Origin of the sequence: Psychrilyobacter sp. (assembly GCF_037132775.1) — a bacterium.
Classification (GTDB): domain Bacteria; phylum Fusobacteriota; class Fusobacteriia; order Fusobacteriales; family Fusobacteriaceae; genus Psychrilyobacter.
Genome location: NZ_JBAHZY010000035.1, coordinates 1 through 16,779 on the forward strand (window position 1 = coordinate 1; position 16,779 = coordinate 16,779).

The 16,779-nt window shown below is 32.1% G+C and carries 15 protein-coding genes and 1 pseudogene; 13 read left to right on the forward strand and 3 right to left on the reverse strand.

What is annotated here, in order from left to right; genetic code table 11:
• Positions 1–107 precede the first annotated feature (107 nt).
• Positions 108–299: a hypothetical protein gene (locus V5784_RS02140; protein WP_336887402.1), complete on the reverse strand. Its 192-nt coding sequence runs from the start codon at positions 297–299 to the stop codon at positions 108–110.
• Entirely contained in the window at positions 290–526 is a 237-nt protein-coding gene (locus V5784_RS02145) for a hypothetical protein (protein ID WP_336887403.1), read from the reverse strand. Before V5784_RS02145 ends, V5784_RS02140 begins: the two co-directional genes overlap by 10 nt.
• Before the next feature lie 583 nt (positions 527–1,109).
• On the opposite strand from V5784_RS02145, the gene V5784_RS02150 reads away from it, so the two are divergent.
• The 8 genes from V5784_RS02150 (at position 1,110) to V5784_RS02185 (ending at position 11,702) form a co-directional block, all read left to right on the forward strand.
• On the forward strand, positions 1,110–2,333 hold the full coding sequence (locus V5784_RS02150; protein WP_336887404.1) for an ester cyclase: 1,224 nt from the start codon (positions 1,110–1,112) through the stop codon (positions 2,331–2,333).
• An 81-nt stretch (positions 2,334–2,414) separates the two neighbouring features.
• A complete protein-coding gene (locus tag V5784_RS02155) occupies positions 2,415–3,686 on the forward strand; it encodes an MFS transporter (protein WP_336887405.1) in 1,272 nt (423 codons plus the stop codon).
• 18 nt (positions 3,687–3,704) lie between these two features.
• Positions 3,705–4,715, forward strand: coding sequence for an ester cyclase (locus V5784_RS02160; protein WP_336887406.1), 1,011 nt, complete (start codon positions 3,705–3,707; stop codon positions 4,713–4,715).
• 62 nt (positions 4,716–4,777) lie between these two features.
• On the forward strand, positions 4,778–6,376 hold the full coding sequence (locus V5784_RS02165) for a sodium/solute symporter (protein ID WP_336887407.1): 1,599 nt from the start codon (positions 4,778–4,780) through the stop codon (positions 6,374–6,376).
• A 28-nt stretch (positions 6,377–6,404) separates the two neighbouring features.
• Positions 6,405–7,430 carry a LacI family DNA-binding transcriptional regulator gene (locus V5784_RS02170; protein ID WP_336887408.1) on the forward strand — a complete coding sequence of 342 codons (1,026 nt, stop codon included), beginning with the start codon at positions 6,405–6,407 and terminating at the stop codon, positions 7,428–7,430.
• A gap of 130 nt (positions 7,431–7,560) precedes the next feature.
• A complete protein-coding gene (dpaL, locus tag V5784_RS02175) occupies positions 7,561–8,772 on the forward strand; it encodes a diaminopropionate ammonia-lyase (protein WP_336887409.1) in 1,212 nt (403 codons plus the stop codon).
• Positions 8,773–8,811: 39 nt separating this feature from the next.
• On the forward strand, positions 8,812–10,893 hold the full coding sequence (locus tag V5784_RS02180; protein WP_336887410.1) for a DEAD/DEAH box helicase family protein: 2,082 nt from the start codon (positions 8,812–8,814) through the stop codon (positions 10,891–10,893).
• Positions 10,894–10,901: 8 nt separating this feature from the next.
• Complete coding sequence (locus V5784_RS02185; protein ID WP_336887411.1) at positions 10,902–11,702, forward strand: DUF3427 domain-containing protein; 801 nt, start codon at positions 10,902–10,904, stop codon at positions 11,700–11,702.
• Positions 11,703–11,704: 2 nt separating this feature from the next.
• Here the strand turns inward: V5784_RS02185 and V5784_RS02190 are convergent.
• A pseudogene (locus V5784_RS02190) lies at positions 11,705–11,803 on the reverse strand (glutamate racemase); the annotation flags it as partial.
• Positions 11,804–11,923: 120 nt separating this feature from the next.
• Between V5784_RS02190 and nhaC the strand changes: the two are divergent.
• The 5 genes from nhaC to lysA all read left to right on the forward strand — a co-directional run bounded on the left by nhaC (position 11,924) and on the right by lysA (position 16,541).
• Positions 11,924–13,366 carry a Na+/H+ antiporter NhaC gene (gene nhaC, locus V5784_RS02195; protein ID WP_336887412.1) on the forward strand — a complete coding sequence of 481 codons (1,443 nt, stop codon included), beginning with the start codon at positions 11,924–11,926 and terminating at the stop codon, positions 13,364–13,366.
• A 24-nt stretch (positions 13,367–13,390) separates the two neighbouring features.
• A complete protein-coding gene (locus tag V5784_RS02200) occupies positions 13,391–14,386 on the forward strand; it encodes a D-cysteine desulfhydrase family protein (protein WP_336887413.1) in 996 nt (331 codons plus the stop codon).
• Between the two features lie 25 nt (positions 14,387–14,411).
• On the forward strand, positions 14,412–14,711 hold the full coding sequence (locus V5784_RS02205; protein ID WP_336887414.1) for a hypothetical protein: 300 nt from the start codon (positions 14,412–14,414) through the stop codon (positions 14,709–14,711).
• A gap of 133 nt (positions 14,712–14,844) precedes the next feature.
• The gene (locus V5784_RS02210) at positions 14,845–15,117 is read left to right on the forward strand and encodes a hypothetical protein (RefSeq protein ID WP_336887415.1); all 273 of its coding nucleotides are present in this window, start codon (positions 14,845–14,847) and stop codon (positions 15,115–15,117) included.
• Between the two features lie 122 nt (positions 15,118–15,239).
• Positions 15,240–16,541 (forward strand): diaminopimelate decarboxylase, encoded by a 1,302-nt coding sequence (lysA, locus tag V5784_RS02215; protein WP_336887416.1) that lies wholly within the window; start codon positions 15,240–15,242, stop codon positions 16,539–16,541.
• The last annotated feature ends 238 nt before the right edge of the window (positions 16,542–16,779 follow it).

The window sequence follows — 16,779 nt, forward strand, 5'->3', positions numbered from 1 at the left end:
TAAAAAGGTATATTAATTTTTATAATAACGATAGAGGACATAGTTCTTTAGATTATGAAACACCTGCTAAGGTATATTTTAGTACTCAAAAAATTGCTTAAGTTTTTTCATAAACTGTTTGACAAACACGACCACCATATATAAAGTTTTAAAGATAAATTATTTTTTATCTCTAAATTAAATATATAGTCTTCATCTACCTCTTTGATAAATAAAAGATGTCCAACGGATTTGCCGGTACCGTCATTCTTTAAAATAAGATGGGGAAAAAACATATAGGCTTTTTCAGCTATATCCATATATCCAGAGACTGTTTTGGATCGATTTCTACCATTTGGCTAATGGCTAATTTTTTTTTTTTACCTTTTAATGAGATGACATTTTTTATATTTGTTTCGGGAAAAGAATAATTAATAAACTCGTTTTGTTTATTATCATAGATAGCAATATAATCTAATCCAAGGCGTTTTAGCGACCCCACTCTAAAAAGATTATTTAAAAATATTTCTTTACCCACCTTATTCATAGTACCGTCAATACTTTCGTATAGCGTATCCCACTCGGAGCTATTCTTTAGAATAGAAGAAAGATAATCAAATTGTTGTGATGTAAATGAAAATAATTTATTTATATCCTGTTTATATTTTTCCTTGTTAGCTTTTTAAGAGCTGGAATAACAACCAAAGTATAAGAACTTATATAGGTAACGGTCATTATGCATACAAGAGAAAAGAACCATTTTTTCCTAGAATTTTCTAAGCTTTTTTTCAATTAAATCCTCCATTATTTTAGATGATATTTTGAGTTTAATATTGTAGATGTTCCTTTAGTTTAAATTGAATGTGTGGTTACTATTAATAGTATACTACTTAATTTTTTAAATTTGGAAAAAAAAAAATAGATTTTTAGAATAGATTAGTTACTGTATTCTAAAATTTGATGTTTTCTAATTTACAATTCTTAATTTTGCAAACGCTTTCAAAATATTTATAAATTTTTGAAATTTATTTGACTTCTAAGCATTTATATTGTAATGTTTTAGTATGAAAAGAACGTTTTTATTATTTTTTTATTTTTTATTGCAATCGTTTGCAAAAAACAAGGAGGAAATGGAATTGAAAGAAAATAACATGGAAAAGAAAGTAGAAAAGGTAATAGGTATTAAACAGGATACAACTAGTAAAGCCGTAAAACCAAAAATTAAAACTCACCCAACAGGAAAAGTTTTTTTTGGAGAAACTAGTGAAGTTACACCAGTTCATTTTCACTCGTATAATGAACTATCTAAAAATACAATAGTTAAACAAGACATGGAAGGTTTTGATAAGAAATATTGTGATTTTGTAGACTATATTATGAGAATAACTCACAATATTTGGGAAGAAAGGGGAATAGGAGTTATCTATGATACATACCACGATGACGTAACAATGCACTGTGGATCTTTTAATCTACAAGGAATGAATGATGTCGTTTCAAATACACTTCAAACATTACATGCTTTCCCAGATAGAAGATTAGTCGGAGAAAACGTAGTGTGGGCTGCAGATCCTGACAACACTTACTATTCTTCACATAGAATTATATCTAATGCTACAAATCTTGGGGACAGTGGTTATGGACCTGCAACAGGTAAAAAAGTATTTTTTAGAACAACTGTTGATTGTAAAATTTATAAAAATAGAATCATAGAAGAATGGTTGGTAAGAGATAATCTTTATATCGTTAAACAACTAGGATTTGATCCAATTGAGGTAGCGAAGAGAATGGCTAAAGGATTTAAAACAAAAGCCCCTGCACTACAATCAAGATTTGGCCTTGCTGAAAATAGAAAAGGTCAGTTTGTTCCTGAACTTACAATAAATAAAATAACGGATGAAAATGGAAATTTTGATATTGGTAATTTTATACTTTCTATGTATGAAAACGTATGGAACTATAGATATTTTAATAAAGTTAGGGAATATTATACAGAAAATACTGTAATTCACTCTATTTGCAATAAAGAACTTATTGGAGAAAGTCAATTACAAGGTTTCTTAGTAAGTTTATTTGCTTCTGTTCCTAATGGAAGAACGCTGATAGAAAGAGTAACTTGTAATGAGATTCCAGGAAAAGACTCTTGGGATGTATCGGTTAGATGGAGAATTTCTGGAATGCATGAAGGTATTGGATTCTTTGGTCAACCAAGTGGAAAGCCAATTGAAATATTTGGCATAAATCATTTAAGAATTAAAGAAGGAATGATTGCCGAAGAATGGGTTACTTTTGATGGATTGGATGTATTGAGACAAATCTACGTTGAAAATGACGATGATTTCATTCAAGGTTAATAGAAATTAGAAAATTACTAAATAAAATGTATTAATTTTTTTAACTACTTTATTTTTTATAGAGTACTAGGAGGGAATATTTTGAAAAATAATAATGAAGAAAAAGCTATCTTGGGGGTAGATTTTTCAATGGGACGTAGAATAGCCGCATTTTTAGCTATTCTAACAATTTATTTTTTTTACTGCTATAATTTTATGGTTGGTACTTTTGTAAGACCGACACTTATCAATGAATTTGGATTTACTTTGCAAAATGCTTCATCAATTTTTGCCGTTATGTCTTTTGGTACAATTCCTGGAACGATTGTATTTGGAATGTGTTCTACAAGGTTTGGAAAAAAGAAAACTCTTATGGGGATAGCTTTGCTTTTTTCATCTATGACTTTCTTACCTTTATTAGATCCTACCAGCCATAATTTGTGGAGAGGAGCTAGATTTATAACTGGATTTTCTTTAGGTGGGGTATTTGGAACCGCTATACCTTTAATTGCAGAGTTGTTTCCACAGAAATATAGAGGGAAATTAGCTGCAATTTGTACAAGTACCTTTTCAGTAGCTATGATTTTTGCAGGGCAATTATACGGAGCTTTGGGAGACGCTAATTGGAGAATTCTTTTATGGACAGCTATAATTCCACCAATTATTGGTGTTATCTTAGTATTTTTCCTTGTACCTGATGATTCTGCTCATATGGAAAAGATGAGAGAGGAAGCTGCTAAAGAAAATATTAAGATCAACTACCTTGAGATGTATAAGGGTAAATATCTTTTCATTGGTTTAGGGGTTATCTTACTTTCTGGAGCTAACTTTGTAGCTTACTCTAGTTATTCAAATAATGCTACTACATATTTAACAACGATATTAGGGATGTCGGCAGCAACTGCTGGTTCTATATATTCATTACAAGGTATTGGACAGCTTATCGGGTACAATTTCTGGGGATTTATCTCGGATAAATTTGGTAGAAGAACTCCTTTAATTGGAATGGTATCTGTATCTGTAATGGTATTCTTCTTCTCAAAATTAGGAGCAGGAGATATAAAATTATTTTATGTTCTATCATTCTTATTAGGTATTTCTTTTGGATTTTCTGGAGCTTGGGGAGCGTATTATACAGAATTATTTCCACAAAAATTCAACTCTCTATCAGCAGGAATATCATTTAATGGAGGAAGAATAGTTTCAACGTTTGCACTTCCACTAATAGCAGGAGTTGCAGCAACAGCTTGGGGGATGAAAGGAGTCTTTACAATAGTTATGGTAGTGGCATTAATAGGAGCTGTAATTTGGTTCTTCCTTCCTGAAACTCTTGTAAAAAATAAAAAAATAGAAACATGTCACAACGAAAATTAAAAATAAGAGGAGAATACTATGAGTAAATATCAAAACACTAAAAAAATAGTGAGAAATTACTTTGAAGCCATGGAAAAAGCCACACCTGAAACTATTACATCAGTATTAAAAGAACATACAGGAAAAGAGTATAACTGGAAAGGGGTATATCCCTTTAGAGAGCAAACTTCTACAGATGCAGTAGCTGAAAAATTTTGGATTCCATTGAAAATTTCATTGACTAGAATGCAGAGAAGACAAGATATTTTCATTGGGGGAACTAATGAAATAAGAGGTGAGGAATGGGTAATGTCTATGGGTCATTTCATGGGGTTATTTGATAAAGAGTGGATGGGAATCAGACCTACCGGGAAGATGATTAGTTTACGTTATGCTGAATTTAGTTGTGTTGAAGAAGGAAAAATAACTAAGACAGGAATATTTATAGATATTATCGGATTTATGCAACAAGCAGGAGTCAATCCAATGCCACCTTCTACAGGACAATATTTTGTCTATCCAGGGCCACGAAATCATAATGGACTTTTATTTGAAGATGCACCTGAGCAAGGTGGGGTAGATACCCTTGCATTAGTTAATAAAATGATCGATGATTTGACTGAATTAAATGAAAGTGGAGCTATGGGGTGTCCTCCTGAAGTATTAGCTAAATCATGGTCTGAAGATATGGTTTGGTATGGACCAGCAGGAATTGGAGCTAGTTATACTATTCCTAGATATCAAGTGCAGCATCAGCTTCCATTTAGAAATAACTTAACAGATAAGAAGTTTAATGGACATGTTTGTAGATTTGCAGAAGGAGATTTTGCTTGTTTCTTTGGATGGCCTAATCTTTCAAATACTCCACTTGGAGGATTCTTGGGAATGCCTGGAGGAATCCATGCAGATATGCAAGTTGTAGATGTTTATTGTAGAGAAGGGGACAAACTTACTGAAAATTGGGTATTGATTGATCTACCTTATTGGTTAAAACAACAAGGATTAGATATTTTTGAAAGAACTCAACAAATAATGAATCCTAACCTATAATCTAAATAAAATAGGCTGACCGAGTGTCAGCCTGTTTATACTTATAATAAAGGAGGGAAAGAATGTTAAAAATTGACTTTATGATTGTCATATTTTATATGATAGGTATGATATTTATTGGCTATAAACTAGGGAAAAAAAATGAAACGCAAGAAGATTATTTTTTGGCAGGAAGATCTATGCCGTGGCTCCCTGTAGGATTATCAGTAGCAGCTACAATGATCAGTGCAAATGGTTTTGTAGGAGGACCTGGATGGGCATATAGTAGTGGGATCGGACCTTTTATGGTTAATATCACTGTACCATTAGCTATAATGGTGGCTCTTTATACTTTTATTCCTGTATTTTATAATCTTAAACTGACATCTGTATATGAATATATGGAAAAAAGATTGGGGGTATATAGCAGAACTTTAACTGTCTTTGGATTTATTATTAATTCTCTCATTCAAGTGAGTTCTATGGTTTATATACCTGCTCTTATAATAAATAAATTTACTGATTTTGATATAAAAATAAGCGTAATAATAATAGTCGTTGTAGCTATAGTTTATACTCTTTTAGGAGGTATAAAGGCAGTTATATGGACCGACGCAACTCAAATGGGTGTATTATGGGGTGGATTGATATTTGCACTTATCTTCATATTAAAAGCAACAGGTTTATCTATTGGTGAAACTTTTGTAATGGCAAGGGAAGCGGGGAAGCTTCAGGCTATTGATTTTAGTTTTAATATCAGTTCTACAAATGGATTTTGGGCATCTCTTATTGGCGGATTTATTATGTGGGTTCGATATTTTGGATTGGATCAAGGACAGGTACAGAGGATTCTTACATCAAAATCATATAAAGGGGTAAAAAATTCATTTCTTGTGAGTGCCATTATTATGAATATATTATATTTTTCTTTTATGATATTGGGGGTAATGCTTTTTATTTATTATAAGGGAGCAACTTTTGCCTCCTCTAACGATATTATGATAGATTTTATATCAAATCATCTCCCTGTGGGAGTCGTTGGATTGATTATATCTGGAATATTTGCAGCGGCTATGTCTAGTATAGATTCATTGCTTAACTCAATGACAACAGTTTACACAAAGGATATCCATGAAAGATTTATTTCTACTAAAAAAGACGTTACTTCATTAAAAAATACAATGATTATTTCTGTTGTTTTTGGTATACTTATAGTATTGTTTACATTAATAGGGTTTTCGGGGACAATGAAATCTGTATTAGATATTATTGGCAAATATATCTCCTATATTTCGGGTCCTATGTGTGGAGCATTTTTCCTAGCAATGTTTACAGTAAAAAGTAATGATAAAGGTGTATCTGTTGGAATAATAAGTGGCATGGTTGCTACGTTTTTTATAGGTCAACAGATTAATATAAGCTGGATATGGAATCCTGCAATTGGTTTTGTTATAACTTCGATTATAGGTTATCTATTTAGTTACTTTTTTAAATCAAATAAGAGTGAAGATGAAAAATATAAATACACTCTTATAGGTCAAAGAAAAAAGATGATTGCAGATAATGACATGTCAGAGGAAGGTGTTTCTAAACTTCCTTTAGAATTTGACAGATATTCAGTGATATTAATAATATTTTTTTTACTGCAGTATATAATACTCTATTTCATAGGGAACTATTAAAATATATAAAAGAAAGGTAGGTTAAATTATGGCAATAACATTAAAAGATATAGCTAAAATAGCTGGTGTAAGTGAATCTACTGTCTCTAGATGCTTAAATGATAATCCACTGGTTTCGAAAAAAACAATGAGCAGGGTAAAAAAAATAGCTGAAGACTGCAATTTCCAATGTAATATAAATGCAAGGAATTTAGTTAATAAAAAAACGAAACGTATTGGAATAATATTTCCAGATGGTTTCTATAAATTTAATATGAGAGATTTTTTTAGTTCTTTAGAGGAACACCTTATTAAAGGTGTTGAAGAACAGGATTATGAAGCGGTGGTTTATACTTTAAATAGTAGAAGTTGTATAAAAAGTAATATAAAAAAACTTACCAATGGAAGAGAGGTTGATGGACTCCTAATTGCCTGCAGGGATATCCCAGTAGAAGATATAGAAGCTTTGAAAAGAAATAAGATTCCACATACATTGGTATATTATAAACCAAATAAATATTGGGGTTCAATGAAGCTATTTACAAATGATAATGTTCACAGCGGCTATTTAGCGACTGAGTATTTGATAGAAAATGGCTGTAAGAAAATTGCTACTATCACAAGTGATAATAAAAAATTAAAAAACTATTCTCAGCGTACTATAGGCTATTTAAAGGCGATTAGAGAGTTTAAATTAAAAATTGATAAAGATTATATAATGAAAGATATAATGGATTTTAAAACTGGCGAAAGATTAGCCTTTGAAAAAGTAAGTTTTTTTAAAACTATAGATGGAGTATTTTGCCAGCAAGATAAGGTTGCTTTGGGTCTTATTAAAGGACTTATTAAACAAGGGTTTTCTATTCCGGAAGATATATCTGTAATTGGTCATGATAATTTAGAAATTGTAGATTTTTTTGATCCTAAGCTTACAACAGTTCAGCAGCCCTTTAAAAATATTTGTCAAAATGCTGTAATTGATCTATTTGATCAGATAAATGGAGTAGATAAAAAAGTTAGAAGGATATTTAAAAGTAATATTATTGAAAGAGAAACCGTTAAAACAAATTTTTAATAATTTTTTTAAGGGACTAAATTAATTTGGTCCTTTTTTTTGCTCTATCTATGTTAGAATATTATTAAAATAATAAGGGAGGAATTTCCCCCTATAAAAGGGTAAAAAAAATAAAAAAAGGAGATCAAGTATGAATAAAAAAATCAAATGGACAAATAATAATATTCTAAAAACTAATCCAAAAGAGTCTATAAAATTTTTAAGTGAAGAAGAAGTTGGAAAAGCTATAAAATTTCACAAAAGCTTCGATCAATATACAGTAACACCACTAGCTAAGCTAGATAATCTAGCTAACTATACTGGATTAAGTAGAATTTATGTTAAAGATGAATCATATAGATTTGAGTTGAATGCATTTAAAGTATTAGGTGGCTCATTTGCAATGGGAAAATATCTGGCTTCTAAATTAGATTGTGATATCTCTAAATTAGGATATAGAGAACTAATTTCAGAGGATATAAAAAAAGAATTAGGAGATATTACATTTACTACAGCAACAGATGGAAATCATGGTAGAGGAGTGGCTTGGACCGCTAATAAATTAAATCAAAAATCAGTAGTATATATGCCAAAAGGATCATCTATAACAAGACTTGAAAATATAAGGGCAGAAGGTGCTACAGCTAGCATCACAGAGGTAAACTATGATGATGCAGTAAGACTTGCAACTGATTATGCCAATCAAAATAATGGAGTGGTTATTCAAGATACAGCGTGGGAAGGTTATGAAGAAATCCCAGCATGGATCATGCAGGGGTATGGAACTATGGCATTGGAATCAATAGAGCAGTTAAAAGAAAAGAAAATAGAAAGACCGACCCATATATTTTTACAGGCAGGAGTAGGATCTTTTGCTGGTGCAATTCAAGGTGTATTTGCATCTATCTATGGTGATGACTGTCCAACAACTGTAATAGTAGAATCAAATTTAGCAGATTGCTTGTATAAATCAGCAAGAGTAGGAGAGATAAGATCTGTTGGTGGAGATATGCAAACAATTATGGCTGGTCTTGCTTGTGGTGAGCCAAATACAATAGCTTGGGAAATATTAAAAAATCATTCGGCAGCATTTGTATCTTGTCCAGACTGGGTAGCTGCAAATGGAATGAGGATATTAGGAAACCCTATTAAGGGCGATGATCGAGTGGTGTCGGGAGAATCAGGAGCAGTCACAGCTGGATTATTATTTGAAGTGATGACCAACCCTGAATATGCTCAAATGAAGGAAGATTTAAAGTTGGATGAAAATTCGAAGGTTCTTTTATTTTCAACAGAGGGAGATACAGATCCTGAAGTATACAAAGAAATTGTATGGCAAGGAGTTTATAGTAAAGAGATATAAATATATATCACATGAGTGTGAGGTTAGAGGAGGATATAGATGGGATCTATCCATGAAGAATTAAGAAGATCTATGGAAACTGGATTTATAGATAAAAATTATAGTTCAAACAACCTATATCTGCCCCAGTTAATAACAAATAATAGATTAAAAAATAAAAAGGTATTGTCGACACTTTTGAATGAACTCCGAACCTGTGATGAGTTTTATTTTTCGGTGGCATTTTTGACTAAAAGCGGAGTGGCTGTGCTAATAAATACTTTGGAGGAGCTGAGGAAGCGGGGAATAAAGGGAAAGGTTTTGGTGTCCCAATATCAGGATTTTACCCAACCGGAAGCACTAAAAACTCTCCTACAGTTTGAAAATATTGAACTTCGTATAGCAACCAAGGGGAATTTTCATGCCAAGGGGTATTTTTTTAAACATAAAAATCGATACACCCTCATAGTGGGGAGTAGTAACCTCACTGCCAGTGCACTCTGTACCAACAAGGAATGGAACCTCATGGTAACTGTATCGGATAACTCAAATTTAATCTCGGAGGTTTTGGAAGAAGCCAATTCAGAATTTGAAAAGGGATATCTTGTAAGCCTTGAATATATAGAGATCTACGAAAAAATATATGATCACCAGAGGGCATTGAGGTATAAAAATAAAGAGGAGATAGAATTTTTTTTAAATAGGATTGAACCCAATAAGATGCAAAGGGAAGCCCTTAAAAATATAGAAATTTTGAGGAAGGAAGGTCAGAACAAAGGGCTCCTCATATCAGCCACAGGAACAGGTAAAACCTATCTGTCGGCTTTTGATGTGAAAAAATTTAATCCTAAGAAATTTCTTTTTATAGTTCACAGAAAAAATATAGCTAAAAAAGCCATGGGAAGTTATAAAACTATCTTCGGCAGAGATAAAAGCCTGGGATTATTTTCAGGGGAGGAAAAAGATACCCAGTCAGATTTTATCTTTTCTACAGTGCAGACCATCTCCAAAGAATCTAATTTAAAACTGTTTTCAAAGGATCATTTTGACTATATTGTAATCGATGAAACCCATAGGGCCAGTGCTCCTACATATCAAAAGATATTAAATTATTTTACTCCTAAATTTTTATTGGGGATGACAGCAACTCCCGAAAGAACAGATGGCTTTGATATATTTGACCAATTTAATCACAATATTGCCTATGAGATCAGATTGAATAGAGCTTTGGAGGAGGAGATGCTGGTACCCTTTCATTATTATGGAGTTACCGATATAGTGGTAGAGGATAATTTTGTATCTGAAGATGAAAATTTTTCCAGATTGACCTCAAAGGAGAGAGTGGAAAGAATAATTGAAAAATCAAAGTTTTATGGAGCAGATGAAAAAATTATCCGGGGATTGATATTTTGCAGCCGAAAGAGGGAAAGTCAGGAGTTATCCAGATTATTCAATGAAAGAGGTTATAGAGCAGTAGCTCTTACTGGAGAAAACACAGAGGAAGAGAGGGAAAAAGCCATTAGGAAGTTGGAATCAGAGGGTACAGACAGGCTGGACTACATCTTTACAGTGGATATCTTCAATGAAGGGATAGATATACCCAAGGTAAACCAGATAATAATGGTCCGTCCAACCCAGTCAGCCATAATATTTATCCAGCAGTTGGGAAGGGGTCTTCGGAAGAGCAGAGGGAAAAAATATCTTACAGTCATTGATTTTATAGGAAATTACAATAATAATTATTTGATTCCCATAGCCCTCTACGGGGATACCAGTTTTGATAAGAGTAAGATAAAAAAGATGTTGGTCAATGAAAGTAATTTAATTCCGGGAAGTTCTACCATTAATTTTGACAGAATATCCAAGGAAAGGATATTTAAAGCTTTGAATCTTGCCAACTTAAAGACTAGAAAAGATCTTATAAAAGATTATGAACTCTTAAAATATAAGCTGGGCAGGATACCCATGATGACTGATTTTATAGAGATGAATTCTAGAGACCCGAAAACCTATGTAGGGTACTCTAAATCCTACTATAATTTTATAGTTTCTCAGGGAAAAGGTCTGATTTCTGACCTAGATGAAAGGGAGAAAAAATTATTGGAGTTTTTCTCCACAGATATTGCAACCTCAAAAGGATAGAGGAAGTGATGTTGATATCTCAATTGATAGAGAAAAATAGTTATGGTGTAGAAGAATTAAGTGGTGATACCTTAAAAAAATATGGATATGAGCTGACTGAAAAAACGATAGATTCCCTCTATAAAAATATTAACTTTGAATTTATTACAGAGAAGAAGGAGAAGAAGTTAGTCACAGTGAGAGAGAAATATGGATTTAATATTGTAAAATTAGAAAATAATAATTTTACTTTAGAGGAGGATTTTTTAGAATCATTGAAGGATAAAACTTTTAAGACCTTTTTATTGGATCTCCTAAATTATTCCATAATGGCATATGATGTGATCTATAAAAAAGAAAATTTTTATGAGGGGTTTATCCTCTATGAGAAGTATTCTAGAAAGGATGTCATAAGGGTTTTGAACTGGGAAAAAAATGAGGTTGCTCAAGGGATAGCAGGATATAAGGTAAATGAAAAGTTGGGTAACTGTCCTGTATTTATTACCTATCACGGGGACGAGCAGATCTATGATCATGGTTTTTTGAGCAGATCGGAATTTAAATGGATGTCCAAAGCCAGAAGAAGATTAACTAGTCCGGATATGACTGTGATCAAAAACCAAAAGATAAGGATGCCGTTATTTGTAAAAAAAAGTGACGATGAGGGGATAGAATTTTTCTATATGGGAGATCTGACCCCTAAGGAAGACGGGATGAAAGAGATGAGAATAAAAGACAAAAAAGGAAAATATGTCTCGGTAGTAGGGATAGAGTGCAGGTTAAACAGGGATGTAGAAGATGAGATGTACAGGTATTTGATGGAGGAGTAAAAATCCCCATAATAAATAATATTTTCTCTAGGTAATATTTTTCGTATCTCTTTTAGGATGGTGAGTCCTCCAATTCCAGAATCAAATATTACAATAGGCATTTTGTATGATATAATATCTATATTTTATTTATAAAAAAAATAAGAGTATATAATATAGTGTTAGATGCGGAAAGGATATATTGAGGGAAGTAATTAGTTATTAATTTTAAAGGGGGATTTATGGGAAGCGATATGTTGAAACATGAAAAAAAGATTTCTGTTGGTTATGCAGCTTTTGTTGTTGCAAGTGTGTTTGTTTTTGTTCTAGGTGGGTCTTTATTTTTTGGAGGTGCCATAGAAACCATGTTCATGCTTGCTTGGTTTTTTACAGTTCCTCTTATTATGAAGGTTGGATATACTTATAAAGAAGTTCAAAATTTTGGTTGGAAAGTGGTTATGGAATCGTTGGAAGCTAATTTTATTATTTTAGTTGTTGGAACTTTGATAGCTTCTTTTATTGCTAGTGGAACTGTTCCATATATAATTGTGTTGGGATTAAAAGTTATTTCTCCTCAAATATTTTTATTGTCTGCTTTACTGATTTGTACTATGACTTCATTAGCTACAGGAACTTCATGGGGAACTATTGGAACTGCTGGTGTTGCAATGATGGGAATTGGAACTGCTTTGGGTATCCCTATAGGAATGACTGCAGGAGCAGTAATTTCAGGAGCAGCTTTTGGTGACAAGATGTCTCCATTATCTGATACTACAAATTTAGCTGCTGCTATATCAGGTGCACCTTTGATGACCCATATTAAACATATGACAGTCACAACACTCCCTGCTTATATTTTAAGTGCAATAATTTTTACATTCATGGGATTCTTTACAATAGACACTGCCTCATTTGATCCTTCTATAGCTACAAATACAATTAATGGATTAAACGACATATTTAATCTAGGAATATTAGAACTTTTTACTATAGTTTTGGTTATTAACATGATTATAAAAAAAGTGCCTCCTATTTCTGCGATGTTAGGCGGTACATTTGTAGCAATGTTTATGGCTATGATAAGACAGGGCTATAGTTTGGATAAGCTATTAGGTTTTCTATATGATGGGTTTAGCATAGAAACAGGAACTGTCTATATAGATAAACTGCTAAATCGTGGAGGAATTATGAGTATGGTAAGTTCTTTCTTAATTGTTTTTGTTGCTGCAGCAATTACAGGGATGCTAAGTGAATCAGGTATATTAACTGCTTTAGTAAGTTCACTTGCAAAAAAATGTAATGGATCTAGAACGAGAACTGTGGGTACGACTTTATCAATCGGTTACTTAACAAATATGATAGGTTCTTCAATGCTTCTAGCGATCATTGTTCCGGGAACATTGATGAAACCAGTTTATAAAGAAAATAATCTAGCTCCAGAAAATCTTTCTAGAACATTAGAAGATAGTGGAACTTTAGGTGCTTGGTTAATTCCATGGAATGCAAACGCTCTTTTTGGAGCACAAACTCTTATGGGAATAGGGGCTACTCCATATGTATTTATTCCTTATTGTTTATTGTCCATTATTTCACCGATATTCTCTATGATATCTGCCATTACAGGAATAGGTATGAAACCATTAGAAAAAGAGGAAGTAAAAACTGTAGAACTGTCTACAAATTGAGAAAAAAATAGAGGAGTGATTTAGATGAATATACCTAACAAAATTGATCTTTGTAATAAACCAACAAGGATAGAAAAGCTCGAAAGGACATCTAAAAAGTATAATAAGAACATCTTTTTAAAAAGAGAAGATGAAACAGGCACAGAGACTTCTGGAAATAAGATCAGGAAGTTAGAGTTTTGTTTAAAGGAAGCTCTTGAACAAGGTGCCACTCATATACTTACATGTGGAGATCTTGAGTCAAATCATGCGAGATCTACAGTAGCGGCTTGTAGAAAAGTGGAGTTAAATCCTATTGTATTCTTGAGAGCTGGAGAAATCCCTTCTACTTCAGGAAATCATTTTTTAGACATTGTTTTCGGTGCCGAAATTAACTATGTAGGTGTAGATGCATTTAACTCAGGAATAGATAAAATAATGAAAGAAAAGCTAGCGTCTTTACTTGAACAAGGTATGAAAGGATATATAATACCAATGGGAGCATCCTGTGGAATTGGAAATTTTGGATATTATAGTGTCATGAAAGAAATAATGGATCAGGAGAAAACATTAAACATAAGCTTTGATACCATTGTAACAACCATTGGTTCTGGAGGAACTTATGCTGGTCTTATGATGGCGAATAAAATTCATTCTTTTAATAAAACTATAGTTGGAATACCTATTTGTGACACTAAAGAAATCTTTGAAGAGAAAATTTTGAATATTCTAGAGGAATCAAATGGTTATTTAGAAAAATCAGTGAATTATAGTAGATCAGATCTTAAAATAACAAAAGATTTTGCAGGCTTGGGCTATGCTCTAAATACAGAGGAAGAGCTACAATTTATAAAGGATTTTGCTATAACTGAAGGAGTACTTTTAGACCCTACTTATACCGGGAAAGCTTTTAGAGGAATGACAAAACTTTTCGAGGAGAATTTCTTTGAAAGTTCTAAAAATATATTATTTATTCATACTGGTGGAGTTTACAGACTATTTTCTAAACAAACTCAAACTCAAATAAATAAACTCAAATAAACTCAAAAGGAGTTGAACTGCCATAATGGACATTAAATTTAAGAAATATCATGCTTTAGGAAATAATTTTTTGATGATAGATGAGCTAGGACTTAGCAGAGAGGACTACTTTAAATTAGCAGAGACTATGTGCTGCGATTACAGTGGTTTTGGTACAGATGAACTTATTGTTTTAGGGGCAGAAGATAAAAAAATCCTTCATGTAAATAAGGATGGAACTTTAGCTGCCCTATGTGGAAATGGTTTAAGGTGCTCAGCTCATTATTTTTGGGAAGAACATAAAAATTTAAAAGATATAGATTTCATAAAACTGATGATGGGGTAAAAAAGTTTGTATATTAGAGGAAGAACCTTTTACATCTAAAGTAAAGATCAGAAATAAAAAGTTAGACATAAAAAAGATAGTTTATGAAAATAAAAGTCTTAATCAGTTGCACGAAGAGATCTATTATCTTCATGTGGGAGTACCTCATGCAGTAATCTTTGTAAAAGATATCAATGATTTTGATGCAAAAATTATAGGAAAGGAAATCCACGATTTAAAGGAATTTTCTAATTTTGCAAATGTGAATTTCGTTCAAATTCAAGATAAAAACAATTTAAAGGTTATAACATATGAAAGAGGAGTTAATGATATGACTTTAGCCTGTGGAACAGGTGGTACTGCATCTGTAATAGTTGCCAACTCTCTCGGCATATGTTCCTCTAAAGTTAGTGTACATTTCCAATAGGAGATCTAAATGTTGAGAATTTAGAAGAAGAAACTTATATTTCAAGTGCTTCTTATAAGGTTGGAGAAGGAACTTACTATTGGAAGAAATAAAAATTTTAATATATTATGTAGGAGGATTTTATGATTCAGGTAAATAAAGATGGATATTTAATGATTGATGGATGTAATTCTCAAGAGCTGGTCGAACAATTTGGTTCACCTTTATACGCTTATTCCGAAACAGTTATTACAGATCAATGTAAGGAAATTAGAGAAGATTTTTTGAGTAAATACCCGAACACAAGAGCTATGTATGCTGCAAAAGCTTTTTTAACTACAGGGTTTTGTAAGTTGCTGGAAAGAGAAGGTTTAGGAATAGACGTCGTATCTGGAGGGGAGCTCTATACAGCAATAAAAGCAAATATCGATCCAGAAATGATAGAATTTAATGGAAACAATAAGAGCGAAGAGGAAATAAGAATGGCTCTAGAATACAATATTGGAAGAATAATTGTAGACAATCCAGATGAGCTTGAATTCTTAGAATCTATTTGTAGAGATATGAATAAAAAAGTAAAGGTTATTTATAGAATAACACCAGATGTTAAAGTTGAAACTCATAAATATATTCAAACAGCTCAGAAGGATTCAAAATTTGGATTTCCACTGGATGAAGAAATAATACATCCATCAATAAAAGCTGGTATCGACTCAGAATATATAGACTTTATTGGTTTTCATTTTCATATAGGAAGTCAACTTTTTGAGAACCAAGCATATATGAGAGCTTTAGACGTAGTGTTTTTATTGATGCAAGAGACAAGAAAAAGATATAAATATGATATAACAGAATTAAATGTAGGTGGTGGTTTTGGAATTAAATATCTAGAAAGTGATGAGAAAAAATCATATAGATATTTTTTAGAACCTATTATGAAAAAGATTGAGGAATTTTGCCAAGAAAATAGTTTTACTAGACCGTCTATTGTTATTGAGCCTGGAAGAAGTATCGTAGGAGAGGCAGGAGTTACTCTTTATAAGGTTGGAAACATAAAAGAAATTCCTAATGTTAGAAATTATATTTCTATAGATGGTGGGATGACTGATAACTTAAGGGTGGCACTCTACCAATCGAAATATGAGATGATCTTGGCAAATAGGGCAACAGATAAAAAAGACTATACTGCGTCTATCTGTGGGAAATGCTGTGAATCAGGAGATATTTTAATTACGGATGCAAAAATGCCAAAACCAAGAAGAGGAGATATCTTAGCTACATTCTCAACTGGAGCATATGGATATTCTATGTCAAATAATTATAATAAAAATGCCACTCCTGCAGTAGTTCTATGTAAAGATGGACAAGTAGATTTATTGGTCAAACGTCAAAGTTATGAAAAAATGACAGAAAATGAAATTATTCCCCAAAGATTACTAAAATAAAAAAAATTCAAACAAAAATCGTAAGTGATTTTTTAAAAGATACCTAAAAAGGACACTGAATTTAGTGTCCTTTTAAGGTTGTTTTTATTCATATTCTATAATGGTCGTATAAATTCATACAAAGAGTGTTTAACCTTAAGCAAAAAAATAGGGTATAATTTAAGAAAACAATATGGGGGATTTTGATTATGAATACACGGAAAACTTACTCTTCTAAGTTTAAATTTAAGATCGTTTT

What these genes read in the sequence shown, in the direction of transcription:
- V5784_RS02140 (WP_336887402.1), bottom strand. Translation starts at nt 299, where the DNA reads ATGGATATAGCTGAAAAAGCCTATATGTTTTTTCCCCATCTTATTTTA.
- V5784_RS02145 (WP_336887403.1), bottom strand. Translation starts at nt 526, where the DNA reads ATGAATAAGGTGGGTAAAGAAATATTTTTAAATAATCTTTTTAGAGTG.
- V5784_RS02150 (WP_336887404.1), top strand. Translation starts at nt 1,110, where the DNA reads ATGGAATTGAAAGAAAATAACATGGAAAAGAAAGTAGAAAAGGTAATA.
- V5784_RS02160 (WP_336887406.1), top strand. Translation starts at nt 3,705, where the DNA reads ATGAGTAAATATCAAAACACTAAAAAAATAGTGAGAAATTACTTTGAA.
- V5784_RS02165 (WP_336887407.1), top strand. Translation starts at nt 4,778, where the DNA reads ATGTTAAAAATTGACTTTATGATTGTCATATTTTATATGATAGGTATG.
- V5784_RS02170 (WP_336887408.1), top strand. Translation starts at nt 6,405, where the DNA reads ATGGCAATAACATTAAAAGATATAGCTAAAATAGCTGGTGTAAGTGAA.
- dpaL (WP_336887409.1), top strand. Translation starts at nt 7,561, where the DNA reads ATGAATAAAAAAATCAAATGGACAAATAATAATATTCTAAAAACTAAT.
- V5784_RS02180 (WP_336887410.1), top strand. Translation starts at nt 8,812, where the DNA reads ATGGGATCTATCCATGAAGAATTAAGAAGATCTATGGAAACTGGATTT.
- V5784_RS02185 (WP_336887411.1), top strand. Translation starts at nt 10,902, where the DNA reads ATGTTGATATCTCAATTGATAGAGAAAAATAGTTATGGTGTAGAAGAA.
- nhaC (WP_336887412.1), top strand. Translation starts at nt 11,924, where the DNA reads ATGGGAAGCGATATGTTGAAACATGAAAAAAAGATTTCTGTTGGTTAT.
- V5784_RS02200 (WP_336887413.1), top strand. Translation starts at nt 13,391, where the DNA reads ATGAATATACCTAACAAAATTGATCTTTGTAATAAACCAACAAGGATA.
- V5784_RS02205 (WP_336887414.1), top strand. Translation starts at nt 14,412, where the DNA reads ATGGACATTAAATTTAAGAAATATCATGCTTTAGGAAATAATTTTTTG.
- lysA (WP_336887416.1), top strand. Translation starts at nt 15,240, where the DNA reads ATGATTCAGGTAAATAAAGATGGATATTTAATGATTGATGGATGTAAT.